Source organism: Salinimicrobium sp. TH3, from assembly GCF_026676115.1.
GTDB lineage: Bacteria > Bacteroidota > Bacteroidia > Flavobacteriales > Flavobacteriaceae > Salinimicrobium.
The window spans coordinates 60,102-84,487 of record NZ_JAPONB010000010.1; the positions used below are offsets into that span (position 1 = coordinate 60,102).

Consider the following 24,386-nt stretch of genomic DNA (forward strand, 5'->3'; position numbering starts at 1 on the left):
CACTTAAAATTTAAAATTGTAGGTAATTGTTGGCACCGGGATGGAAAATATTGAACTCTTATATGCCTTTATCTCTCCTTGATCTGTTACAAAGAAGACCGAATATGGGTTGTTCCTGCCCAAAACATTATAAATCGATATATTCCAGAAACTATGGGCAAATTTTTCAATCTTATGGTTACCCTCTACATTAAAGCTTAGGTCCAAGCGGTAGTAATCCGGGATTCGAAATTGGTTGCGGTTGCTGTAAAGAACGTACTCCATTCCATTTTGCACATATTTCCCTGTCGGGTAAGTCACAGGTCGCCCCGTTTGATAAACAAAATTTGCTGAAAAACTGAAACGCTGGGTAACTTTGTAATTAGCTACTACGCTTAGATCATGCGGCTTATCATAATTAGAAGGAAAATACTCTCCGTTATTAACCACTTCCTCCCTGTGTTCTCCATCGAGTTGTATGTAAGAGCGGGAGTAGGTGTATCCCAGCCACCCATTTAATCTTCCCTCCGTTTTCTTCATTAGAAATTCTAAACCGTATGAGCGGCCATTTCCTTGCAGTACTTCTGTCTCAATACTTTCGTTTAAGAAAAGTTGTGCACCAACTTTATAGTCGAGAATATTTTTAGATGTTTTGTAGTATCCTTCCAGACTCAGTTCATATTCGTTATTGTCAAAATTTTTATAAAGACCAAGCGAGTATTGATTTGCCTGTTGAGGTCGAACATATCTGTCTGTTAACTTGTAAGTATCGGTAGGGGAGACCGTGGTATTGTTGGATAAGGTGTGGATGTATTGGTAGGTGCTGTTGTAACTAAGTTTGGTTGAGAGATCTGGCATGATGAAATATCTCGCTGAAAATCTAACTTCCGGTCCACCATAGGTGTCCATCACTTCATTTTTTCCAAAGTAAAGGGTGTCAATAACGGTATCATCATTTTTAGGGAGATCATCTTCATAGATCTTTTGTGCTTTCTCTCCCAACGCCGCATACAGGGAATAACGTACACCGGCATTGATCAAAAGGCGATCGTTAACCTCGTAATTATCGGAAATAAAGACTGCCGATTCCAAACCTTTTTCCCCGGGGATTGTGAAGGGTTCAACATTCGATTCCGATCCTAGGGGTTTCAGCTCTCCCGGATGCACATTATACAATTTTCCTGAAATTCCATAATCGAATTTATGGGCATCATTCAGCAGGTAACGCATGTTTAGTTTGGCTTCGGTTTCGTTAATGGTGTAGCCAGAGGAGAAATTGTTGTTCAATTCACTCTCGTAATCAATATTAAATTTATAATTACTATTGGACAGGATTAAACTGGCCTCATTCTTTTCATTGATCTTATGGTCTGCACGTACCGAGAAAAGCAGGTTTTCATAGCTGTAGAGAGAATCTGAAGTTATACTGAAGTGGTCATGGCTAAAATAACCTGTAGTTTTTATAGATGTTTTGTCATTAATTTTGTGATTGTATTTTGCTAAAACATCATAAAAAGAAGCTTTGCTATTTTTTAGTGATTCCTCTTCCAGAGTTTGCAATATCCATCCCGAGTAAGTGCTTCGGCCTCCTAACAGTAAACCCGACTTTTCTTTGATTATAGGAATTTCCAAAGCAACATTGCCAGTGACAGGACCTACAGATACTTCTCCCGCAAATTCTTTAGTATTAGCATCTTTTGAGGTAATATCAAAGACAGAGGAGAGTCTCCCGCCATATTGTGCAGGGATGCTTCCTTTGTAGATGGTCATATCTCCAGTAGTAAAAGGATTAATTGCTGAAAAGATTCCGAAGAAATGTGCAGGATTGTAAATAACAGCATCATCTAAAAGGATGAGGTTTTGATCTGTTTTGCCACCGCGAACATTAAAACCGGCGGCACCCTCCCCGGCTGTTGAAATACCCGGCAGGGTAGCTGCAACTTTCATAACATCCCTTTCTCCAAGGATCAACGGGATGTTTTTTATTTCTTCAATATCTATTTTTTCTTCTCCTGCGATAGAATTACTAACGTTCTCATCGGGATCGGATTCTAATAGGATCTCCCCTAAGAGTTCATAATCCTCTCTTAGGTCTAAGTTCAGGTTTCCATTATTGTAAATCACTAACCTCCTGGTGATATCCTCACTTCCCAGGGACCGTGTTTGTAAAATATGGACTCCTGCGGGAATTTTAAGGGAGTAAAACCCCTGTTGATTAGTAACAGTTCCAATATCGGTTCCTTTGATAAGAACAGCAAGATTTGAGATTGGTTTTCCTGTTTCGAGATCTTTCACCAGGCCAGAAAGAGTGAAAGTCCCTGTTCCTGAGGTCTTGTCTTCTTTCCCTATATAAACTGTTTGTATTTCTGAATTTGGCCTGTCTTCCTGGCTGTAAAAAACAGGATTATATTTTGTAGCAATTTCTTTTTTGATTTTTGGAGGAAGAGAGTCTTTTTTCGGGAAGAAACCCTGTGGCAATTCATCGTATACGATATTGTTCCGGGTGATCACAATCTGGTTTTTATCCAGGCGGTAGAAGTTGAGAAGTGTCTCCGAAAGAATTTGTTGTAGTGCATCCTCTACAGGCACATCCTTTAGGTTGATTGAAATGTTGCCCTGGTTTACCCATTGTTCAACATAAAAGAACTTTATGTCTGTAGTCTCTTCAATTGTGAGGAGGGCCTGCTCCACAGTAGCATTTTCAAGGGTGATCGTGATTTTTGAAGATTCCTGGGCTAGAAGTAGGCCACAGTTCAAAAGAAGTAAAAACGAAATGATTCTTCTCAATGTTTATTGTGTTTTTACAAATGGGAATTAAGGCTTTGAAGCAGTTGTGACAGGAAGCGATCGGGATTTTCTTTTCTTAGTTGCCTGTTACTTCTGTAGAAGATCCTAATTTGTTTTTCATGATCTGGAAAGATCTTCTGAACGTCCCTTCTGGAATTTATTGGAAAGTACGAGTCCCTATAATAGATCACGTGTTGCGGATCATCATTTTCAAATTCATAGTACGTAAAATTCCTGTCCAGGTGCTTACTTATTTTCTTTACATGTTTTTTCAATAACATTACCTCCGGCAAATTCAGCAATACCTCATGGAATCCCTGAACTTCGGAACTTTCTTTTGACGGTACTCTAATGAAAGCATGATTTCTAATATTGAAGGAATCGACATTCTCCTTGTGTAGCTCAAAATTTGACACTCCACCTGAGTTTTGAAGTAGGACTAACAGGATGTCATCGTAAATATTGTATTTTAAAGAAATATCAAAGTAAGGTTGACCGTCGTACTGTAGGTTTCCTGACATGAAATCTGATGAGAGGAAATATTTGTGCTGGTCGTTTCTGATTATATGTTGCTCCAGGTATTCAACGCCATTGGAGAGTCCAGTGTTTTCTAAAGCAATAGCCTTGTCAAAAACTTTGTAAGAGGTCACCAGCTCTTCACTATTCTGTGAATAGGAGGAAAGGGCTGTACCAACAAGCAGGAGGCCTAATGCTAATAAATGGATATTGTGTTTTTTGATTTGTGAAAAGAATTTATTAAATCTGAATAGCTTTGTAGTTATTGTGATACAAAAGGATTGGTATTCTAGGTAAAAATACATTTTTTTTAGAATAATCTAGATTTGCCTTGATAAAAAATTCGGTTGCTGTTTAATAATTATTTCATTTTAGTAAAAAACAAAGCCACCTAAAATTTGCTTTTAGGTGGCTTTTATAATTACAGGATATTAAAATCCTTTTCCTTTATATTTTGGATTAATCCAGATCCCAGAATATTCTGGTTTGTAGTTCGTCACCTCCCATTGCGCTTATAGCAGCGGCCAGGTTCTCCCCATTAAGAGTTGCCTCTGTAGTAGGATAGGTGAATCTAAGTGGTACAGGAAGACCAGATTGTGCTGCGTTTGGCAACTCAGGAACATCAAGTTTTCTCCATGTAGACCATGCTTCGAATCCTCTGTTGTATAGAGCGATCCATTTCTGCATCCCTAATCTTTGTACCCATACAGTTTCATCCCATGCTACTTCAGGCTGAGCAAGATATTCATTAGCCTCTTCTTCGGTACCACCCCAGTAAAGGATAGAAGATGTGATAGCTTCATTGTAATGAGCTTCAGCATCCTCTGTGATATATCCTCTTGCAGCAGCTTCAGCTATAAGAAATTCCACTTCAGTGTAGTCAAGGATAACACCCTCTAATGTTGGATCTTCAAAAATTTCACTGTAGATAGTGCTGTTACCCTGGGTGTTTCCGTTAGCACCATAAGTACCACCTTCGTACACACCTTCTCCAAGATTCTGAGCAAAATAATCATTTCTTCTTGGATCATCCAGTTCATTCATTACATCTACAATAGTATGTGCTGCAACGAAATCTGCACGACCAGATTGTACCAAATCTTCCCAGAGAGGGTTAGTGTTTGGAGCAGATGCAAGATATTGAATTGTAGCATCGTCTGCGTGAGATTCAAAAACACCTGCGGCAATAGCTTCAGTAGCCATAGTTGCAGCTTTTGCGTCATCAACATTAGCATATCTTAAAGCTAGTCTAAGCTTTAATGAGTTAGCGAATTTTGACCATTGTGCTGCATCACCATTATAAATGTAATCTGCACCGCCACCAAAACCTCCGGCTCCTGCCTCAAGTTGAGAAATTGCAGCGTTCAATCTTACGACAAGGTCTGCGTAGATGGCAGCGTCGTCATCATATACTGGGGTCGAATCATCAGCATTTAAAGCTTCTGTGTAAGGAATATCTCCAAAAGTGTCAACCAGTACATGCCAGGTGAATACCTGTAATATTTCGATCATTGCTTTTCTATTCTGAAGATTAGCTTCAGTAAGAGTTGGATCGGGATTCTCGGTAAGGATCATGTCTGCCTCCTTAAGGTCCTTTAATACGTCACGGTATAAGATAATCCATTGTGAACCATTAATGTTCCTTCCAACCAAGTCGTAGTTCGCTTCATCGGTATAGGTGGTTTCGGTCCAATACTGGGCCACCAATCTAAAAATGTTCGTGTTAACATTTGTATTGACCATCTGGTCAAACAAATTTTTGGTTGCATTCGAAAACAGTACATCTGCAGGAACTTCTGTTGGATTTTTCGTGTCAACGTTGACTTCCGAAAGATCATCAGAGCATGCAAAGACTGTTGCAGCCATAAAAAGGATGAAAATTATTTTCTTCATGATTTATATTTTTAAAATTGTAGTCTTACGTTAAAACCATATTCTCTGGATGTTGGAATGGCTCCAGACTGGTATCCCTGAATGTTTCCAGAGCTTAAGCCTGCTTCTGGATCTGAGTAAGGGATATTTTTGTCGATGATCCAAAGGTTTCTTCCCACCGCAGAAAGAGTAATATCTGTCATAGAAATTCTTTCAGATAAACTTGCTGGAAAAGAATAAGACAATGTTACCTCTCTTAGCTTTACAAAACTCGCATCGTATACATGGTATGCATTTGGTGCATAACCATAACCAATGGCGTTTGCATAGTTCTCCATTTGAGTTCTTGTAGTATTTGGAGATCCATCAGGATTAACTCCTTCCAATAATAGTCCACCACCATCGGCGATTGGGTCTCTTACAGGATTTCCAAGTTCATTAAGTCCAGCAGTCTTGGCCGGTACTCCGGTTGCGAAACCATACCAGGTATCAAGTGAGAAGATGTCTCCACCTTCTTGTATGTCAATAAGGAAACTTAAGGAAATATCCTTGTAAGATAAGGAGTTGCTAATACCTGCTTTCCAGTCTGGATTGATATCACCAATCACCTGAGGAGTTCCATCTACAACGAACCTTCCATTAGTTGGATTGATCACAGGACCACTTCCATCTTCTAAATAGGTATAGTTAGTTCCCCAGATCGTTCCGTAAGGTTGTCCTACTGTAGCATTAATAGTTATTCCTCCCTGAAGTGCTGCCATTTGCAGGTTCTGGTTGTCCTCAAATAATGAAAGTACTTCACTTTCATTCTTGTACCAGTTAGCGTTGATTCTCCATTCGAAGTCTGTAGTTCTAATTGGGCTACCATAAAAACTAAGCTCAATACCCTTGTTTTCGATCTCACCGGCATTTACCCATCTTCTTGTATATCCGGTTGCAGCAGAAACTGTAACTGGCATCAATTGGTCAACAGAATTTGACTGGTAAACGGCGGCATCAAAACCTACACGTCTTTGGAAAAAAGACATTTCTACACCAGCTTCCCAACTCTTGGTTGTCTCATTCTTAAGGTTTGGATTGTTTGCTGTACTGGAAACCGAATAAAGAGGAGTCGTAAAGTTAGTTGGACTAAAGTAAGTGTCATTTACAGACAATGCCGGAGCATAGTTACCTACTTCTGCATAGTTAGCTCTGAACTTACCGAAACTTAACCAGTTGTTATCAAGTAATTCTGAGAATACAAGACTGGTTGACACAGAAGGATAGAAATATGTGTTATCCTCTTCTGGTAAAGAAGATACTTCATCAAATCTTCCTGTTACATCCACATATAAGAAATCTCTGTATCCAAAAGATGCACTGGCAAAATAACCATTTGTATGAAGTTCTGTAACTTCTTCAGTTGGTGGTACCAGAAGGTTTACAGAATTTGATAGAGCAAATAGGCCAGGGATCACCAAACCACCAGTGGTTGATGCTCTCATTTGAGACATATCCATTCTTCTTGCTGTAACACCAAGAATACCTGCAAGGTTGATATCTTCATTTAGATCGTGATCAAAATTAAGAAGAAGGTCATAGTTGAGTTCTTTATAGGTAGCATCATATCTACGGTAGTGTGGTACTCCATTACTTCCTACGTTTCTTCTTTCTTCACGGAAATCATTGTAGTAATCCATAGATACACGTCCTGTAGCAGTAAGCCAGTCTGTAAATGTGTAATTTACATTGAAGTTACCGTAAACTCTGTTTCTTTCATCACTCTGATAGTTCTCATAAAGTTGCCAGTATGGGTTATCAGTATAGATAGGGAGGAAATTTCCATTTTCTGCATCTGCATAGTTCCATGTGATGTTACGCCCGGTTTCGAAATAGGCTCTTTTCTGAGCTTCAAAATCAACGTTTGCCTGGTTCCATTGACGCATAGACTGGAAAATGTTTGTTCCACTGTATCCTGTACCGTAACGTCCTTTACCGCTTGTGTTGGTATAAGTGGCAGTAACTCCTGCAGTTAATTTGTCGGTGAAGTCATGAGTAGCTTTTACATCTACAGTGTTTCTTCTAATATTACTGTTTGGAAGAATACCTTCCTGATCGTAAAGTGTGTAACCTAATCTGTAGGTGCTTTTGTCAGTTCCCCCATCAAGTGAGATACTGTTGTTGTAAGAAACCCCTGTTCTAAAAATAGATTCTGGTCCATTCTCTGCAGCTGTCCATGGTGTAGCTTGAAGGTAGTTTGGAGATTCAGGATATAAAGCATCCCACTGGAATACCATTAAACTAGGATCAAATCTAGCACCAAAAGATGCATCCTCAGTAAAAGGAACAACAAGATCATCTGTCCCGTCACCGTCTACATCCCAACTGTCGAAATAACCTGTTTCATAGAATTCACCATAGCCGGCACCGTATTCTTTTTGGTAATCAACAAAAGTGTCATCATCCATCTTAGAGAATGTTACTCCAGAAGAAATTGTAACACCAATGTCCTCATTTTTTTGACCTGACTTAGTAGTGATGATAATTACACCGTTTGCAGCACGTGATCCATAAAGAGCAGATGCAGCAGCACCTTTTAAAACGTTTACGGAAGCTACATCATCTGGGTTGATATCCATTGCGGCGTTACCATAATCGTATCCCCCTCTACCTGTAGTTTGGTCTGAAGTGTTAGTGTTTTCATTACTAATAGGCACTCCGTCAACTACGAATAAAGGTTGGTTATTACCTGTTAAAGAGGTGTAACCACGGATGATAATGTTAGAAGAACCACCTAAAGTACTACTTTTCTTAATGTCAAGACCCGAAACTTTCCCGGATAATGAGTTGATGAAGTTTCCTTCTTTTGCGGTGTTTACTTCGGCGCCGCTAACCTCTTCGGTTGCATAACCCAGAGACCGCTTCTCCCTGGAAATACCCAGAGCAGTCACCACCACTTCTTCAAGTTGTGCAGCATCTTGCTGTAGTACGACATCTATTGTATCTACATTAGTAACAGGATATTCTGCAGTTTTCATTCCTAAATAGGAAAAAACCAGAACTTCGCCCTGACTTACTTCAATAGAATAATTTCCGTCGAAATCGGTTTGCACCCCTTTGGTTGTACCCTTAACGAGTACGTTTACACCTGGGAGAGGCATTCCGTTACCATCGGTCACAGTACCCGTGACTGTGAGATCTTGTTGTGCAAATGTTATTTGCACGACTAACGCCAGTAACAGCGTTAGCATTCCACTTAACTTTGTTTTCATTTTAAGATTTATTTGAATTAGCCAGTGCCAAATTTGACGATAAATTGTCATGTGAGCAACTTTTTTTCTTTAAAAAATCATTTTAAGCTTCTTTCGGGGTCAATATTTAGCTTTTATTTAACCTTTTTTATGATTTCATGATATTTATGTAGTTGCCTTATTTGTAGCTCAATAGAATGTATAAGAGAGGTGTAATAGTTTTTCATCTTTATGCTTCCAGGTGTTTAAAAATTAAATTTTAATATAAATTTTTCAGAATAAAAGTGTCAAACTCTATTGCGTGTTAAAAAGCTTAAAACGGTAAACGTCCATATTAAATAATTCCTGTTTTAGGAGAATGTTTGACAGATGAAACCGCAGGAAGGGGAATGCTGAGTTTTTTTAAAAAGATGATATGTCTGAAAATTAATTCCTTAAGATTTGATTAATCCGGTTTTATTTCTACCTTTGCAGACCTTTTTAAAAAAGGGATTATATCAAATAAATAATTAGTGTAAAAGAAATTATGCCAACAATTTCACAATTAGTACGAAAAGGAAGAGCTACAATTACCAAGAAGAGTAAATCGGCTGCTTTGGATTCCTGTCCTCAAAGACGAGGAGTATGTACTCGTGTTTACACCACTACACCTAAGAAACCAAACTCTGCTATGCGTAAAGTAGCAAGGGTAAGGTTGACTAACGGTAAAGAGGTGAACGCGTACATCCCCGGTGAAGGACACAACCTCCAGGAGCACTCGATAGTATTGGTTAGAGGCGGAAGAGTTAAAGATTTGCCTGGAGTAAGGTATCATATTGTGCGTGGAGCCCTTGACACCGCTGGTGTTGCAGGAAGAACTCAGCGCAGGTCCAAGTATGGTGCTAAAAAGCCTAAGAAATAATCTATTTCCACGGCAAGTAACAATTAACTTATTACAAAGAAGAAATGAGAAAAAGACAGGCGAAAAAAAGGCCACTTTTACCAGATCCAAAGTTTAATGATCAGTTAGTAACACGTTTTGTTAACATGATGATGTGGGATGGTAAAAAATCTGTAGCCTTTAAAGTTTTCTACGATGCTATTGCTATAGTAGAAGAGAAAAAACAAGACGAAGAAAAAACTGCACTTGAGCTTTGGAAAGATGCTCTTTCTAATGTTATGCCTCACGTAGAAGTACGTAGTCGTAGAGTTGGAGGTGCTACTTTTCAGATCCCAATGCAAATTAGACCAGATCGTAAAGTTTCGACCGCTATGAAGTGGTTGATTTCCTTTTCCAGGAAGCGTAACGAGAAATCTATGGCTCAAAGATTAGCTGCAGAGGTTCTTGCTGCTGCTAAAGAAGAAGGTGCGGCTGTGAAGAAGAGGGTTGATACCCATAAGATGGCTGAAGCTAACAAAGCATTCTCTCACTTTAGATTCTAAAAAATGGCACAAAGAGATTTAAAATTTACTAGAAATATTGGTATTGCTGCGCATATTGATGCGGGTAAAACCACTACAACAGAACGTATCCTTTTCTATACCGGTATTAGTCATAAAATTGGTGAGGTGCACGATGGTGCGGCTACAATGGACTGGATGGAGCAGGAGCAGGAGAGAGGTATTACCATTACCTCGGCTGCGACTCACTGTAAGTGGATGTACCGCGATCAGGAATTCACAGTTAATATTATTGATACTCCCGGGCACGTTGACTTTACTGTAGAGGTAGAGCGTTCACTTCGTGTTCTTGACGGGATGGTTGCTCTTTTCAGCGCGGTTGATGGTGTTGAGCCACAATCTGAAACTGTTTGGAGACAAGCCGATAAATATCGAGTTCCAAGACTTGGTTTCGTGAATAAAATGGACCGCCAGGGTGCAGATTTCTTTAAAGTGTGTAAGCAGGTTAAAGAAATGCTTGGTGGAAATCCTGTTCCATTACAAATTCCTATTGGGGATGAAATCGACTTCAAAGGAGTTGTTGATCTTATCTCTAAGAAAGCAGTTGTTTGGAATGAGGAGGACTACGGAATGACGTACGAAACCATCGAGATTCCTGCAGAGCTTGAAGAAGATGTGAATAAATATAGAGCTGAATTGGTTGAGGCAGTTGCCGAGTACGATGAAGCTTTAATGGAGAAATTCTTCGAAGACGAGAATTCTATTACAGAAGACGAGATCATTGCTGCGCTTAGAGCTGCAACAATTGATATGTCTATTATTCCTATGATGTGTGGTTCTGCCTTTAAAAATAAAGGAGTTCAGGCGATGTTGGATGCGGTAATGCGTTACCTTCCTTCACCGGTTGATGTTGAGGCTATCGTAGGTGTTAATCCTGATACAGAAAAAGAAGAAAGTCGTAAGCCACATGTGGATTCACCTTTTTCTGCACTAGCTTTTAAAATTGCTACCGATCCTTTCGTTGGACGTTTAGCTTTCTTTAGAGTTTATTCAGGAGCGTTAGATGCAGGTTCTTATGTTCAGAACAACCGTTCTGGTAAGAAAGAGCGTATCTCTCGTATTTACCAGATGCATGCAAATAAACAACAGCCAATTGACAGAATTGAAGCCGGAGATATTGGTGCGGCTGTTGGATTTAAAGATATTAAAACAGGAGATACCCTTACAGACGAGAAACATCCAATTGTATTGGAGTCAATGTCTTTCCCTGAGCCTGTAATTGGTATTTCTGTTGAGCCTAAAACCAAGGCAGATGTGGATAAGATGGGTATGGCTTTGGCTAAATTAGCTGAAGAAGATCCAACTTTCCAGGTTAAAACTGATGAAGTTTCAGGACAAACAATTATTTCAGGAATGGGTGAGCTTCACCTTGAGATCCTTGTAGATCGTTTGAAAAGGGAATTTAAGGTTGAGGTAAATGAAGGTCAGCCACGTGTTGAGTACAAAGAAACAGTAACCAAAAATGCAGATCACAGAGAGGTTTATAAAAAGCAATCTGGTGGTCGTGGTAAATTCGGTGATATTGTATTCACATTAGGACCTGCAGACGAGGACTTTAAAGGACCTGGACTACAATTTGTTGATGAGATTAAAGGTGGGCGTATTCCTAAAGAATTCATTCCTTCAGTGGAAAAAGGATTTAGAGAGGCGATGAAAACCGGCCCTATGGCAGGTTTCACCATGGATACCTTAAAAGTGGTTCTTAAGGATGGATCTTTCCACCCTGTGGATTCCGATCAACTTTCGTTTGAATTGGCTGCGAAAATGGGTTATAAAGTTGCTGCTAAAAAAGCAGGTGCTGTGATCCTTGAGCCAATCATGAAAGTAGAAGTGGTTACTCCTGAAGAGAACATGGGTGATATAGTAGGAGATTTGAACAGACGTCGTGGACAGGTGAATAACATGTCTGACAGATCTGGTGCAAAAGTGATCAAAGCTGAAGTGCCATTATCTGAGATGTTTGGATATGTTACTACATTGCGTACCCTTTCTTCGGGGCGTGCAACCTCTACAATGGAATTTTCTCATTATGCCGAGACTCCTTCTAATATATCAGAAGCAATCATGAAGGCAGAAAAGGGAACCGCTAACGATTAATTTATCAGGAAAATGAGTCAAAAAATCAGAATAAAACTAAAATCTTACGATCACAACCTGGTAGACAAATCTGCCGAGAAGATTGTAAAAACCGTAAAAAGTACGGGAGCTGTGGTAACGGGACCTATTCCATTGCCAACTCACAAGAAGATCTTTACTGTATTGCGTTCTCCGCACGTTAACAAGAAGTCAAGAGAGCAATTTCAGTTAAGCTCATATAAGAGACTACTGGATATATACAGTTCTTCTTCAAAAACTATCGATGCCTTGATGAAACTTGAATTGCCAAGTGGAGTAGAGGTTGAGATTAAAGTGTGATAGCACTAACGGCTTCGAACCAGTTTCGGGGTCATACATGTCCTGAGCTTTAGGCGAGGGAAAAACGGTGAAAAATACATTCAGGATTGGAAGTGTTTTTCAATCCTGAATATTTTTAAATAAATATAAATTAATAACTAATAATTAATTATGTCTGGGTTAATAGGAAAAAAGATTGGCATGACCAGCATTTTTGACGAGAACGGAAAAAACATTCCCTGTACCGTTATTCAAGCTGGGCCATGTGTAATTACCCAAGTCAGAACCGAGGAGGTTGACGGGTACGAAGCTCTTCAACTTGGTTTCGATGACAAAAAGACTGCTAATAAGGCTGCCGAAGGGCACGCTAAAAAGGCCGGAGCCGCAGCAATGCGCAAAGTCGTTGAATTCAAGGGATTTGAAGGAGAGCACAAACTAGGTGATACTATCACCGTTGAACATTTTGCTGAAGGCGAATTTGTAGACGTTTCCGGTATTTCAAAAGGTAAGGGTTTTCAAGGTGTTGTTAAGCGTCACGGTTTTGGTGGTGTTGGACAGGCGACTCACGGTCAACATAACCGTTTAAGGGCTCCCGGATCTATTGGTGCGGCGTCTTATCCTGCGAGAGTTTTCAAAGGAATGCGCATGGCCGGTAGAATGGGCGGTGAAAAAGTAAAAGTAGAAAACCTGAGAGTTTTAAAAGTGGTAGCAGAAAAGAACCTTATTGTTATAAAAGGTGCTGTTCCAGGACATAAGAACTCTTACGTAATCATTCAGAAGTAATGGAAGTAGCAGTTTTAGATATAAAAGGAAAAGAAACAGGGAGAAAGGCAAACCTTTCTGATGCTGTTTTTGCAGTGGAGCCAAACAACCATGCTGTTTATCTTGACGTGAAGCAATACCTGGCTAATCAGCGCCAGGGTACTCATAAAGCAAAAGAACGTGCAGAAATTACAGGTTCTACGCGTAAGATCAAGAAACAAAAAGGTACAGGTACTGCCCGTGCAGGGAGTATCAAGTCTCCTATTTTTAAAGGTGGAGGTAGAGTATTTGGTCCGCGACCAAGAAGTTACTCTTTTAAGTTGAACAAAAGCTTGAAGAGGCTGGCCAGGAAATCTGCGCTGTCTATGAAGGCAAATGACAACTCTATAATGGTAGTGGAAGATTTTTCATTTGACACTCCAAAAACCAAGAACTTCATTGAAGTTTTACAGGCTTTGGGGCTAGATGGGAAAAAATCTTTGATAGTGTTGGGTGACTCGAATAAAAACGTATATTTGTCGTCACGCAATTTAAAGGCCTCGGAGGTTGTAAGTGCTTCAGAATTAAGCACTTACAAAATTTTAAACGCAAATAATCTTGTGTTTTTAGAGGGGTCTCTAGAAGGAATTGAGTCGAATTTAAGTAAATAAGCATTATGAGTATCTTAATAAAACCTATTATTACAGAGAAAGCTACGGCAGATAGCGAACTTAACAATAAGTACGCTTTTGTAGTTGATAATAAGGCGAATAAGATTGAAATTAAAGACGCAGTTGAGTCTGCTTATGGTGTTTCAGTTACTAAAGTTCGTACCATTAACGTTCGCCCGGACAGAAAAACCCGTTATACAAAGACAGGTGTTGTCACTGGTAAAACCAGTGCTTTCAAAAAAGCACTAGTACAGGTGGCGGAAGGTGAAACTATTGATTTATATAGTAATCTCTAAGATTAAAAAATGTCAGTTAGAAAATTAAAACCAGTTACCCCTGGTCAGCGTTTTAGAGTAGTGAACGGATTTGACGCGATCACTACTGATAAGCCGGAGAAAAGTTTATTGGCTCCGAACAAAAGATCAGGTGGTAGAAACAGTCAAGGAAAAATGACCATGCGCTATATAGGTGGTGGTCATAAAAAGCGTTACAGGATTATTGATTTTAAAAGAGATAAGCAGGGAATTCCTGCAACTGTCGCTTCTATTGAATACGATCCAAACAGAACTGCTTTTATCGCCTTATTGAATTATCAGGATGGTGAGAAACGATATATTATTGCTCAAAATGGACTTCAGGTTGGGCAGAATATAGTATCTGGAATGCAAGATATAGCGCCCGAAATTGGGAACGCTATGCCTTTGTCTATAGTTCCTTTGGGTACTATTATCTCTTGTATTGAGCTTAGGCCGGGACAGGGAGCTGTAATGGCTCGTAGTGCAGGTGCTTTTGCGCAACTAATGGCGAGAGAGGGAAAATACGCAACCATTAAATTGCCTTCTGGAGAGATCCGTAGGGTGTTGGCTAGCTGTATAGCAACTATTGGGGCTGTTTCAAACAGTGATCACCAGTTGTTAATTTCAGGTAAAGCCGGTAGACACAGATGGTTGGGTAGAAGACCAAGAACAAGACCTGTTGTTATGAACCCTGTAGATCACCCAATGGGTGGTGGTGAAGGTCGTGCTTCTGGAGGTCACCCACGTTCTAGAAAAGGTATACCTGCTAAAGGTTTCAGAACCCGTTCTAAGACGAAGTCGAGTAATAAATATATTGTAGAACGTAGAAAGAAATAATAAGATATGGCACGTTCATTAAAAAAAGGACCTTACGTTCACTATAAATTAGAGCAAAAAGTTGCTCAGAATACAGAGTCTGGGAAGAAAGCGGTTATCAAGACCTGGTCAAGGGCTTCTATGATCACTCCAGATTTTGTAGGGCAAACTATTGCTGTGCACAACGGACGTCAATTCGTTCCTGTGTACATTACTGAGAACATGGTAGGTCATAAATTAGGTGAATTTTCACCAACAAGATCTTTTAGAGGTCATGCTGGTGCTAAGAATAAAGGTAAAAGATAATTGAAGCTATGGGAGTTCGTAAAAGAGAAAGAGCAGAGCAGACTAAAGAAGCTAAGAAGCAAATAGCTTTTGCTAAACTAAATAACTGCCCTACTTCGCCAAGAAAAATGCGTCTGGTTGCAGATCTTGTTCGTGGTGAAAAAGTAGAAAGAGCGCTTCATATTTTGAAATTCAATTCTAAAGATGCGTCTAAGAGTCTTGAGAAGTTGTTATTGTCGGCAATTGCCAACTGGCAATCTAAGAATGAAGATGCAAGCATTGAAGATGCAGAGTTGTTTGTAAAGGAGATTCGTGTTGATGGAGGAAGTATGTTGAAGAGACTACGTCCTGCACCACAAGGTCGCGCACATAGAATTAGAAAACGTTCCAACCATGTTACATTGGTACTAGGAGCAAACAATAATACACAAAGCTAGTTAAGAGTATGGGACAGAAAACAAATCCAATCGGGAATCGTCTTGGTATCATTAGAGGATGGGAATCCAACTGGTACGGAGGAAATGACTACGGCGATAAATTAGCCGAAGACGATAAGATTAGAAAATACATCCATGCTCGTCTATCAAAAGCGAGTGTATCAAGAGTGATTATTGAGCGTACTCTTAAACTTGTAACCGTTACTATCACCACTGCCCGTCCTGGTATCATTATTGGGAAAGGTGGACAGGAGGTAGACAAGTTGAAAGAAGAGCTTAAGAAGATCACCGACAAGGAAGTTCAAATCAACATCTTTGAAATTAAAAGGCCAGAGTTGGATGCTCATTTAGTGGGATCCAGCGTTGCAAGACAAATTGAGAATCGTATCTCTTACCGTCGTGCAATAAAAATGGCAATTGCGGCTGCAATGAGGATGAATGCTGAAGGGATCAAGATTGAGATCTCCGGGCGTTTGAATGGGGCAGAGATGGCTCGTTCAGAATCTTACAAGGATGGAAGAATTCCATTGTCAACATTTAGAGCCGACATAGATTATGCTTTAGTTGAAGCTCATACTACTTATGGTAGACTGGGTGTTAAAGTATGGATCATGAAAGGCGAGGTATACGGTAAAAGAGAACTTTCTCCACTTGTTGGCATGGCCAAAAAACAAGGAGGAAAAACCGGAGCCGGACGAAGTGGTGCACCAAAATCACGTCGTAGAAAGTAATTTTTTAAAGTAAAGAAAAATGTTACAGCCTAAAAGAACAAAATATCGCAAGATGCAAAAAGGCCGTATGAAAGGTGTTTCTCAAAGAGGGCACAGACTTTCAAACGGAACCTTTGGAATCAAATCATTAGATTCAAATTTTGTGACTGCAAGACAAATTGAAGCTGCACGTATTGCCGCTACCCGTTATATGAAGAGGGAAGGTTCACTTTGGATCAAAATTTTTCCAGATAAGCCTATCACTAAAAAGCCTCTTGAAGTACGTATGGGTAAAGGAAAAGGTGCTGTTGAATACTGGGCGGCAGTTGTAAAACCCGGAAGAATACTTTTTGAAATAGGAGGAGTGCCTTTTGATGTTGCTAAAGAGGCCTTGCGCCTGGCAGCACAGAAACTACCTGTGAAAACTAAGTTCATTGTAGCTAGAGATTATCAAGCTTAATTAGACACGTCATGAAACAATCAGAAGTTAGAGAATTGTCTGTAGCAGAATTACAGGAAGAACTTGGTAAGGAAAGGAAAGCATATTCCGATCTTAAAATGGCTCACGCAGTATCGCCATTAGAGAACCCAATACAGTTGAGAACTGTAAGAAGATCTATAGCGCGTATTGCTACAGAGTTAACTAAAAGAGAACAACAATAAGTGTTATTCTGCTGAAAATGGAAAAAAGAAACTTAAGAAAAGAACGTATAGGTGTTGTTACTAGCAATAAGATGGTTAAGTCTATTGTGGTTTCAGAAACTAAGAAAGTAAAGCACCCCATGTATGGGAAGTTCGTTTTGAAGACGAAAAAATACATGGCACACGACGAAACAAACGACTGCAACATTGGAGATACTGTAAGGATCATGGAAACTCGTCCTATGAGTAAATCAAAATGCTGGAGATTAGTAGAAATAATTGAAAGAGCGAAGTAATTATGGTACAACAAGAGTCTAGATTAAGAGTTGCAGACAATACCGGGGCTAAAGAAGTTTTAGTGATTCGTGTATTGGGCGGTACAAATAGAAGATACGCTTCTGTTGGAGACAAGATCGTTGTCAGCGTAAAAGAAGCTACACCAAACGGGAACGTTAAGAAAGGTGCAGTTTCAACAGCAGTTGTTGTTCGTACCAAAAAAGAAGTGCGCAGACCAGACGGGTCTTATATCCGTTTTGACGACAATGCGTGTGTTCTTCTTAACCCTTCAGGGGAGATGAGAGGTACACGTGTTTTCGGTCCTGTAGCACGTGAACTTCGTGATAAGCAATTCATGAAGATTGTATCATTGGCACCAGAAGTGCTTTAATACAGAAGTAAGATGAAAAAGCTTAAAATAAAAACTGGAGATAATGTGCGTGTAACTTCCGGGGACCATAAAGGTCAGGAAGGTAAAGTGCAGCAAGTATTTCTGGATAAGAATAAAGCCATTGTGGAAGGAGTGAACATGGTTTCCAAGCATGAGAAACCTAGCGCATCAAATCCTCAAGGCGGAATTAAGAAGAAGGAAGCACCTATTCATATTTCCAATCTTTCTTTAATTGACAAGAATGGTGATAACACCAGGGTTGGATATAGAACAGAGAATGATAAGAAAGTTAGGTTTTCCAAAAAATCCAATGAAGTAATTTAGTTATGGCGTACGTACCAAGACTTAAACAAGAGTATAAAGAGAGAGTGATCTCCGCTCTTACAGAAGAATTCAGCTACTCCAATCTTATGGAGGTTCCAAAACTACAGAAGATAGTTGTGAGCCGTGGGGTTGGTGCTGCTGTTGCAGATAAGAAACTTATTGACCATGCGGTAGATGAATTAACAGCTATCACTGGACAAAAAGCCGTTGCGACCATTTCTAAAAAGGATGTTGCTTCTTTTAAACTTCGTAAAGGAATGCCTATTGGTGCTAAAGTTACTTTACGAGGAGAAAGAATGTATGAATTCCTTGATCGTTTAATAACCTCTGCACTTCCACGTGTACGGGATTTTAATGGGATTAACGCTACTGGTTTTGATGGAAGAGGAAACTATAACCTTGGTGTAACCGAGCAAATTATTTTCCCTGAGATCGATATCGACAAGGTGAACAGGATCAATGGTATGGATATTACCTTTGTGACCAGCGCACCTACAGATAAAGAAGCGAAATCATTGTTAACCGAACTAGGATTACCTTTTAAAAAGAATTAATTATGGCTAAAGAATCAATGAAAGCCCGTGAGGTGAAGAGACAGGAATTGGTAGAAAAGTATGCCGAGAAACGCAAGGCTCTTAAAGAAGCTGGCGATTACGAGGGATTACAAAAATTACCAAAGAACTCATCACCTGTACGTTTGCACAACCGTTGTAAGCTAACAGGAAGACCAAGAGGGTATATGAGACAGTTCGGTATTTCCAGGGTTACCTTCAGGGAAATGGCGAACAATGGATTAATTCCCGGAGTTAGAAAAGCTAGTTGGTAAGATTATAAATTGGGAGAAGGTTCCCCGATAATTATCGAGGGAAAACCCCTTCCGCAAATTAAAATAGATGAATACAGATCCTATTGCAGATTATTTAACAAGAATTAGAAATGCAGTTGCTGCAAGCCACAGAGTGGTGGAGATCCCTGCTTCTAAACTTAAAAAGGAAATCACCAAGATACTTTTTGATCAGGGATACATCCTTAGTTACAAATTTGATGATTCTACTGCCCAGGGCAGCATCAAAATTGCACTAAAATATGATAAGGTTACTAAAGAACCTGTTATCAAGAAAATTCAACGCATAAGTAAACCCGGTTTACGTAAATATGCCGGTGCCAATGAACTTCCTCGTATCCTAAACGGCCTTGGAATTGCTATTGTTTCGACTTCTCATGGTGTAATGACCGGAAAGCAGGCACAACAGGAAAAAGTTGGTGGTGAGGTATTGTGCTACGTTTACTAATATTTAAAGACGAAAAGAAATGTCCAGAATAGGTAAAAGTCCAATCACAATTCCACAAGGTGTTACAGTAGACATTAAAGACGGAGTTGTTACGGTAAAAGGAAAATTAGGGGAGCTAACTCAGGAATTTTCTGAGATTGATATCACTATCGAAGATGGAGTTATCACTTTTGAGCGTCCCTCAGATAAAAAGGATCACAAAGCAAAGCACGGTCTTTACCGCGCTTTGATTAGCAATATGATCGAAGGTGTTTCTAACGGATTCACACATGAACTTGAATTAGTTGGTGTAGGATACCGTGCATCTAACCAGGGTCAAAAATTGGATCTTGCTGTTGGGTACTCTCATAACATTGTCTTAGATTTGGCTCCCGAAGTAAAAGTGGAAACAATTTCAGATAAAGGTAAAAATCCTATTGTGAAATTGACTTCACATGATAAACAACTGGTAGGCCAGGTAGCTGCAAAGATTCGATCTTTCCGTGCACCGGAACCATACAAAGGTAAAGGTATTAAGTTCAGAGGTGAACAGTTAAGAAGAAAAGCAGGTAAATCAGCTTAATAAGTAAGATTATGGCAGTTTCAAAACAAGATAGAAGAACTAAGATCAAGAAAAGGATCAGAAGAGATATAAGCGGTACTCAGGGCCGTCCAAGACTTTCAATTTTTAGAAGCAATAAAGAAATTTATGCTCAAATCGTGAATGATGTGGATGGAAAAACTTTGGTAGCTGCTTCTTCAAGAGATAAAGAAGTTGCATCTGCGACTGTAGAGAATAAAATTGAGCAGGCAGCATTAGTTGGAAAAGCTATTGCTGAAAAAGCTTTAAAGGCCGGGATAGAGACCATCTCTTTTGATAGAGGAGGATATTTATATCACGGAAGAGTAAAATCATTAGCAGAAGGTGCTCGCGAAGGAGGACTAAAATTCTAAAAATATGTATCAGGATTATAAAAACGTAGAACTTGTAAAACCGGGCGGACTTGAATTAAAGGATCGCTTGGTGGGTGTACAACGTGTTACTAAAGTTACAAAAGGTGGTAGAGCTTTCGGTTTTTCTGCTATTGTAGTTGTAGGTGATGAAAATGGTGTTGTAGGCCACGGGTTAGGAAAATCAAAAGAGGTAGCCGATGCTATTGCGAAATCAGTTGAAGACGCGAAGAAAAACCTGGTGCGTATCCCTCTAAACAAGGGTACCCTGCCTCACGAGCAAAAAGGGAAATACGGTGGAGCCAGAGTAATGTTATTGCCGGCCGCTCCCGGTACCGGAGTTATTGCGGGTGGAGCAATTCGTGCAGTACTTGAAGCTGTTGGTGTTCATGATGTATTATCAAAGAACCAGGGTTCATCAAACCCTCATAATGTTGTGAAAGCTACTTTTGATGCTTTACTTCAGTTAAGAAGTGCAGAGACTGTTGCGCGTCAACGTGGTATCTCTCTTGAGAAAGTTTTTAAAGGTTAATAACAAGGAATAATGGGAAGAATTAAAGTTACACAGGTAAAAAGTGCAATCAAACGCACTCAAAACCAAAAACGTACTTTGGAAGCACTTGGTCTAAGAAAACTTGGACAGGTTGTGGAGCATGAAAATACGCCAAACATCCTTGGTATGGTAAATAAAGTAAATCACTTAGTCTCTGTTGAAGAGACCAAATAAGAAATTCACATGGATTTAAGTAACTTAAAACCTGCGAAAGGTTCAGTTCAAAGTAACAGTAAGCGAGTTGGGCGTGGTGAAGGATCCGGGAAAGGCGGTACTGCTACCCGTGGTCACAAAGGTGCCAAATCTCGTTCTGGTTACTCCAGGAAGATTGGATTTGAAGGTGGGCAGATGCCACTTCAAAGACGTGTTCCTAAGTTCGGGTTCACGAACATCAATCGCAAGGATTACCAGGGGATCAACCTTGATACTCTTCAGGCGATGGTTGATGAAGGTAGAATTACCGATACGGTAGACATGAAAGTTCTTGTAGAGAACGGATTGGCCGGAAAAAATGAGTTGGTTAAGATATTAGGTAGAGGAGAATTAAAAGCAAAGTTGAAAATATCTGTTCATAAATTTACTGCCTCAGCAAAGCAAGCTATTGAAGCTGCTGGTGGTGAAGCTGTTACTTTATAATAGATAACAATGAAATTCATCAATACATTAAAGAATATCTGGAAAATCGAGGAGCTAAAAAATAGAATTTTAGTGACCCTCGGTTTGTTGTTGGTGTATCGCTTTGGAGCGCAAGTAGTGCTTCCGGGTATTGATGCGTCCCAATTAGCGAACCTCTCCACTCAGACAGATGGCGGACTTCTTGGACTTCTTAACGCCTTTACCGGGGGTGCATTCTCGAATGCTTCGGTATTTGCTTTAGGTATTATGCCTTATATCTCTGCCTCGATTGTAGTGCAGTTAATGGGTATTGCAGTTCCTTACCTTCAAAAGTTACAGAAAGAAGGGGAGAGTGGTCGTAGAAGAATCAACCAGATCACCAGGTGGCTTACCATAGCCATTACACTTGTACAGGGGCCGGGTTATATTTATAACCTTTTTGCCACTTTACCTTCAAGTGCATTCCTTCTGGGAAGTACAGTAACTTTCGTTACTTCGTCGGTAATAATCCTTACTACAGGTACCATCTTCGCGATGTGGCTAGGTGAAAAGATAACCGATAAAGGTATTGGTAATGGTATTTCCCTTCTTATTATGGTGGGTATTATCGCCACTTTGCCACTAGCATTCATACAGGAATGGGCTTCCAGGGTGACTCAGTCAAACGGAGGTTTAATCATGATCCTTATTGAACTGGTTATTTGGTTCGCTATTATTATGGCTTCGGTAATGTTGGTGATGGCGGTACGACAAATCCCTGTGCAATATGCAAGAAGAACTGCAAGCGGGGGATATGAAAAAAATGTATTTGGATCTAGACAATATATTCCATTGAAGCTAAATGCTTCTGGAGTTATGCCGATCATTTTCGCGCAGGCGATCATGTTCATTCCTGCCGCGGTTGCCGGACTTTCACAGTCTGAAACTGCCCAGGGAGTGACTGCTGCCTTCAGCGATATCTTCGGCTTTTGGTACAATCTGGTGTTTGCGTTACTAATTATTATTTTTACGTACTTTTACACCGCGATTACGGTACCTACAAATAAAATGGCAGATGATCTTAAGAGGAGTGGTGGTTTTATCCCCGGAATTAGACCCGGGACAGAAACTGCCGAATTTTTAGACCGCATCATGTCGCAAATCACCCTGCCGGGTTCTGTTTTCTTAGCGCTTATCGCAGTGTTCCCTGCAATTGTCGTTTCTCTTTTAGGAGTTCAGACCGGATGGGCGTTGTTCTTTGGAGGAACATCATTGTTGATCATGGTAGGAGTTGCAATCGATACCATGCAACAGGTTAATTCATACCTGTTGAACAGACATTATGATGGTCTTATGAAAACCGGTAAAAACAGAAAAGCAGTAGCATAATGGCAAAACAATCGGCAATAGAGCAAGACGGAACGATCATTGAGGCATTGTCAAATGCCATGTTCCGGGTGGAATTAGAGAATGGTCATGTAGTGACCGCGCATATTTCAGGTAAAATGCGAATGCATTATATTAAGTTATTGCCTGGGGACAAAGTGAAATTAGAAATGAGCCCGTATGATTTATCTAAGGCTCGAATAACTTACAGATACTAATAACTATGAAAGTTAGAGCATCAATTAAAAAACGAAGTGCCGAGTGCAAGATTGTGCGAAGAAAAGGCAGACTGTACGTGATTAACAAAAAGAATCCAAAATTTAAACAAAGACAAGGGTAGTTATGGCTAGAATTGCAGGTGTTGATATACCAAAACAAAAGCGAGGCGTTATAGCATTGACCTATATCTTCGGAATTGGAAAGAGCAGAGCTCAGGAAATTCTAAAAGAGGCCAACGTAGAAGAAGGGAAGAAAGTTTCAGACTGGAACGATGACGAGATCGGAAGAATCCGTGAAGCTGTTGGAGCCTTTAAAATTGAAGGAGAATTACGTTCAGAAGTTCAATTGAGCATCAAGCGCTTAATGGATATTGGAAGTTATAGAGGAATTCGTCACAGAGCGGGATTACCGTTAAGAGGACAAAGAACCAAAAACAACTCCAGAACCAGAAAAGGAAGAAGAAAAACAGTTGCAAACAAGAAGAAAGCAACTAAATAATAAGTAGGATGGCAAAAGCAAAAGCAGCTCAAAAGAAGCGTAAAGTTAATGTTGAGTCTATTGGAGAAGCGCATGTTACTGCTTCTTTCAACAACATTATAATTTCGTTAACCAATAAGAAAGGTGATGTTATCTCCTGGTCTTCTGCCGGTAAAATGGGCTTTAGAGGATCTAAGAAGAACACTCCTTATGCAGCACAATTAGCTGCAGAAGACGCATCAAAAGTAGCTCACGAAGCAGGTCTTCGTAAAGTGAAAGTATTTGTGAAAGGACCAGGAAACGGTAGAGAATCTGCAATTCGTTCCCTTCACAATGCAGGAATTGAAGTAACCGAGATCATTGACGTTACTCCACTTCCACACAATGGATGTCGTCCTCCAAAAAGACGTAGAGTTTAATTAACAAGTATAACAAAAGTAAGCAAAGAGATCTGCGAAGGACAGTGACCTTAATTCCACGATCGCTTGCTTTATAACAAATTTTTCAATGGCAAGATATACTGGTCCAAAGACTAAAATCGCCCGTAAATTCGGGGAAGCTATTTTCGGAGATGACAAATCATTCGAAAAAAGAAATTATCCTCCGGGACAACACGGTAACAACCGTCGTCGCGGAAAAAAATCTGAATATGCTGTCCAGTTAATGGAGAAGCAAAAAGCTAAGTATACTTATGGTATCCTTGAGCGTCAATTCAGGAACATGTTTGAAAAAGCAACACGTGCCCAGGGAATTACCGGGGAGGTGCTTTTACAATTATGTGAGTCTCGTTTAGACAATGTTGTATACAGAATGGGAATTGCCCCTTCGAGACGTGCTGCAAGACAGTTGGTTTCTCACAGGCACCTAACTGTGAATGGTGAATTAGTAAACATTCCTTCTTACCAGTTAAAGGCAGGAGATGTAGTAGGAGTAAGAGAGAAATCCAAATCCTTAACAGCTATCCAGGATTCATTAGCTAATTCCAGCAGTGTATACGAATGGATCACCTTTAACAATGAGACCAAACAGGGAACTTATGTTTCTGTTCCGGGAAGAGTACAAATTCCCGAAAATATAAATGAACAATTCATCGTCGAATTATATTCGAAATAATAATTCACAGAAGTC

Annotated in this window: 34 protein-coding genes; 30 read left to right on the forward strand and 4 right to left on the reverse strand. The window is 39.9% G+C overall.

The window, feature by feature from the left end; all coding sequences use genetic code 11:
• Positions 1-3: 3 nt before the first annotated feature.
• The 4 genes from OU683_RS14290 to OU683_RS14305 all read right to left on the reverse strand — a co-directional run bounded on the left by OU683_RS14290 (position 4) and on the right by OU683_RS14305 (position 8,405).
• Complete coding sequence (locus OU683_RS14290) at positions 4-2,766, reverse strand: TonB-dependent receptor (RefSeq protein WP_268139500.1); 2,763 nt, start codon at positions 2,764-2,766, stop codon at positions 4-6.
• Between the two features lie 14 nt (positions 2,767-2,780).
• Positions 2,781-3,587: a hypothetical protein gene (locus OU683_RS14295; RefSeq protein WP_268139502.1), complete on the reverse strand. Its 807-nt coding sequence runs from the start codon at positions 3,585-3,587 to the stop codon at positions 2,781-2,783.
• A 154-nt stretch (positions 3,588-3,741) separates the two neighbouring features.
• Positions 3,742-5,175, reverse strand: a complete 1,434-nt coding sequence (locus OU683_RS14300; protein WP_268139504.1) for a SusD/RagB family nutrient-binding outer membrane lipoprotein — start codon at positions 5,173-5,175, stop codon at positions 3,742-3,744.
• A gap of 11 nt (positions 5,176-5,186) precedes the next feature.
• Complete coding sequence (locus OU683_RS14305; RefSeq protein ID WP_268139506.1) at positions 5,187-8,405, reverse strand: SusC/RagA family TonB-linked outer membrane protein; 3,219 nt, start codon at positions 8,403-8,405, stop codon at positions 5,187-5,189.
• Positions 8,406-8,910: 505 nt separating this feature from the next.
• Here OU683_RS14305 and rpsL point away from each other — a divergent pair.
• From rpsL to rpsD, 30 genes are all read left to right on the forward strand, one after another.
• On the forward strand, positions 8,911-9,285 hold the full coding sequence (gene rpsL, locus OU683_RS14310) for a 30S ribosomal protein S12 (RefSeq protein WP_029037125.1): 375 nt from the start codon (positions 8,911-8,913) through the stop codon (positions 9,283-9,285).
• 44 nt (positions 9,286-9,329) lie between these two features.
• A complete protein-coding gene (gene rpsG / locus OU683_RS14315; protein WP_228915708.1) occupies positions 9,330-9,806 on the forward strand; it encodes a 30S ribosomal protein S7 in 477 nt (158 codons plus the stop codon).
• 3 nt (positions 9,807-9,809) lie between these two features.
• Positions 9,810-11,921, forward strand: coding sequence for an elongation factor G (gene fusA / locus OU683_RS14320; RefSeq protein ID WP_268139508.1), 2,112 nt, complete (start codon positions 9,810-9,812; stop codon positions 11,919-11,921).
• 12 nt (positions 11,922-11,933) lie between these two features.
• Complete coding sequence (gene rpsJ / locus OU683_RS14325; RefSeq protein ID WP_010181931.1) at positions 11,934-12,239, forward strand: 30S ribosomal protein S10; 306 nt, start codon at positions 11,934-11,936, stop codon at positions 12,237-12,239.
• A gap of 150 nt (positions 12,240-12,389) precedes the next feature.
• On the forward strand, positions 12,390-13,001 hold the full coding sequence (gene rplC / locus OU683_RS14330; RefSeq protein WP_268139523.1) for a 50S ribosomal protein L3: 612 nt from the start codon (positions 12,390-12,392) through the stop codon (positions 12,999-13,001).
• Positions 13,001-13,630: a 50S ribosomal protein L4 gene (rplD, locus tag OU683_RS14335; RefSeq protein WP_268139525.1), complete on the forward strand. Its 630-nt coding sequence runs from the start codon at positions 13,001-13,003 to the stop codon at positions 13,628-13,630. The genes rplC and rplD overlap by 1 nt, the downstream gene beginning before the upstream one ends.
• A 5-nt stretch (positions 13,631-13,635) precedes the next feature.
• Entirely contained in the window at positions 13,636-13,926 is a 291-nt protein-coding gene (gene rplW / locus OU683_RS14340) for a 50S ribosomal protein L23 (protein WP_228915699.1), read from the forward strand.
• A gap of 9 nt (positions 13,927-13,935) precedes the next feature.
• Positions 13,936-14,763 (forward strand): 50S ribosomal protein L2, encoded by an 828-nt coding sequence (gene rplB / locus OU683_RS14345; protein WP_268139528.1) that lies wholly within the window; start codon positions 13,936-13,938, stop codon positions 14,761-14,763.
• Positions 14,764-14,769: 6 nt separating this feature from the next.
• Positions 14,770-15,048 (forward strand): 30S ribosomal protein S19, encoded by a 279-nt coding sequence (rpsS, locus tag OU683_RS14350; RefSeq protein ID WP_029035468.1) that lies wholly within the window; start codon positions 14,770-14,772, stop codon positions 15,046-15,048.
• Between the two features lie 8 nt (positions 15,049-15,056).
• Positions 15,057-15,464 (forward strand): 50S ribosomal protein L22, encoded by a 408-nt coding sequence (gene rplV / locus OU683_RS14355; RefSeq protein ID WP_228915695.1) that lies wholly within the window; start codon positions 15,057-15,059, stop codon positions 15,462-15,464.
• A gap of 8 nt (positions 15,465-15,472) precedes the next feature.
• Positions 15,473-16,195 (forward strand): 30S ribosomal protein S3, encoded by a 723-nt coding sequence (gene rpsC, locus OU683_RS14360; protein WP_228915693.1) that lies wholly within the window; start codon positions 15,473-15,475, stop codon positions 16,193-16,195.
• Positions 16,196-16,214: 19 nt separating this feature from the next.
• Positions 16,215-16,634: a 50S ribosomal protein L16 gene (gene rplP / locus OU683_RS14365; protein WP_029037135.1), complete on the forward strand. Its 420-nt coding sequence runs from the start codon at positions 16,215-16,217 to the stop codon at positions 16,632-16,634.
• 11 nt (positions 16,635-16,645) lie between these two features.
• Complete coding sequence (gene rpmC / locus OU683_RS14370; RefSeq protein ID WP_228915691.1) at positions 16,646-16,837, forward strand: 50S ribosomal protein L29; 192 nt, start codon at positions 16,646-16,648, stop codon at positions 16,835-16,837.
• Between the two features lie 17 nt (positions 16,838-16,854).
• A complete protein-coding gene (gene rpsQ, locus OU683_RS14375; protein WP_268139531.1) occupies positions 16,855-17,112 on the forward strand; it encodes a 30S ribosomal protein S17 in 258 nt (85 codons plus the stop codon).
• Between the two features lie 2 nt (positions 17,113-17,114).
• On the forward strand, positions 17,115-17,483 hold the full coding sequence (rplN, locus tag OU683_RS14380; RefSeq protein ID WP_228915687.1) for a 50S ribosomal protein L14: 369 nt from the start codon (positions 17,115-17,117) through the stop codon (positions 17,481-17,483).
• Positions 17,484-17,495: 12 nt separating this feature from the next.
• Entirely contained in the window at positions 17,496-17,807 is a 312-nt protein-coding gene (rplX, locus tag OU683_RS14385) for a 50S ribosomal protein L24 (protein ID WP_268139533.1), read from the forward strand.
• Between the two features lie 2 nt (positions 17,808-17,809).
• Complete coding sequence (gene rplE, locus OU683_RS14390; RefSeq protein WP_228915684.1) at positions 17,810-18,361, forward strand: 50S ribosomal protein L5; 552 nt, start codon at positions 17,810-17,812, stop codon at positions 18,359-18,361.
• Between the two features lie 2 nt (positions 18,362-18,363).
• The gene (rpsN, locus tag OU683_RS14395; RefSeq protein ID WP_228915682.1) at positions 18,364-18,633 is read left to right on the forward strand and encodes a 30S ribosomal protein S14; all 270 of its coding nucleotides are present in this window, start codon (positions 18,364-18,366) and stop codon (positions 18,631-18,633) included.
• Between the two features lie 67 nt (positions 18,634-18,700).
• Positions 18,701-19,099: a 30S ribosomal protein S8 gene (gene rpsH / locus OU683_RS14400; protein WP_268139535.1), complete on the forward strand. Its 399-nt coding sequence runs from the start codon at positions 18,701-18,703 to the stop codon at positions 19,097-19,099.
• Between the two features lie 19 nt (positions 19,100-19,118).
• Positions 19,119-19,661 carry a 50S ribosomal protein L6 gene (gene rplF / locus OU683_RS14405; protein ID WP_268139537.1) on the forward strand — a complete coding sequence of 181 codons (543 nt, stop codon included), beginning with the start codon at positions 19,119-19,121 and terminating at the stop codon, positions 19,659-19,661.
• 11 nt (positions 19,662-19,672) lie between these two features.
• Positions 19,673-20,032 (forward strand): 50S ribosomal protein L18, encoded by a 360-nt coding sequence (gene rplR / locus OU683_RS14410; protein ID WP_228915676.1) that lies wholly within the window; start codon positions 19,673-19,675, stop codon positions 20,030-20,032.
• Positions 20,033-20,036: 4 nt separating this feature from the next.
• Positions 20,037-20,561 (forward strand): 30S ribosomal protein S5, encoded by a 525-nt coding sequence (gene rpsE / locus OU683_RS14415; RefSeq protein ID WP_228915673.1) that lies wholly within the window; start codon positions 20,037-20,039, stop codon positions 20,559-20,561.
• A 12-nt stretch (positions 20,562-20,573) separates the two neighbouring features.
• Positions 20,574-20,756, forward strand: coding sequence for a 50S ribosomal protein L30 (gene rpmD, locus OU683_RS14420; protein WP_029035482.1), 183 nt, complete (start codon positions 20,574-20,576; stop codon positions 20,754-20,756).
• A 9-nt stretch (positions 20,757-20,765) separates the two neighbouring features.
• Positions 20,766-21,218: a 50S ribosomal protein L15 gene (gene rplO / locus OU683_RS14425; RefSeq protein WP_228915671.1), complete on the forward strand. Its 453-nt coding sequence runs from the start codon at positions 20,766-20,768 to the stop codon at positions 21,216-21,218.
• A 9-nt stretch (positions 21,219-21,227) separates the two neighbouring features.
• A complete protein-coding gene (gene secY / locus OU683_RS14430; protein ID WP_268139539.1) occupies positions 21,228-22,565 on the forward strand; it encodes a preprotein translocase subunit SecY in 1,338 nt (445 codons plus the stop codon).
• A complete protein-coding gene (gene infA / locus OU683_RS14435) occupies positions 22,565-22,780 on the forward strand; it encodes a translation initiation factor IF-1 (RefSeq protein WP_006988529.1) in 216 nt (71 codons plus the stop codon). The genes secY and infA overlap by 1 nt, the downstream gene beginning before the upstream one ends.
• A gap of 5 nt (positions 22,781-22,785) precedes the next feature.
• On the forward strand, positions 22,786-22,902 hold the full coding sequence (gene ykgO / locus OU683_RS14440; protein ID WP_037325435.1) for a type B 50S ribosomal protein L36: 117 nt from the start codon (positions 22,786-22,788) through the stop codon (positions 22,900-22,902).
• A 2-nt stretch (positions 22,903-22,904) separates the two neighbouring features.
• A complete protein-coding gene (gene rpsM / locus OU683_RS14445) occupies positions 22,905-23,279 on the forward strand; it encodes a 30S ribosomal protein S13 (protein ID WP_029035485.1) in 375 nt (124 codons plus the stop codon).
• 8 nt (positions 23,280-23,287) lie between these two features.
• Positions 23,288-23,677: a 30S ribosomal protein S11 gene (gene rpsK, locus OU683_RS14450; protein WP_228915661.1), complete on the forward strand. Its 390-nt coding sequence runs from the start codon at positions 23,288-23,290 to the stop codon at positions 23,675-23,677.
• A gap of 88 nt (positions 23,678-23,765) precedes the next feature.
• On the forward strand, positions 23,766-24,371 hold the full coding sequence (rpsD, locus tag OU683_RS14455) for a 30S ribosomal protein S4 (protein ID WP_268139543.1): 606 nt from the start codon (positions 23,766-23,768) through the stop codon (positions 24,369-24,371).
• Positions 24,372-24,386 lie beyond the last annotated feature (15 nt).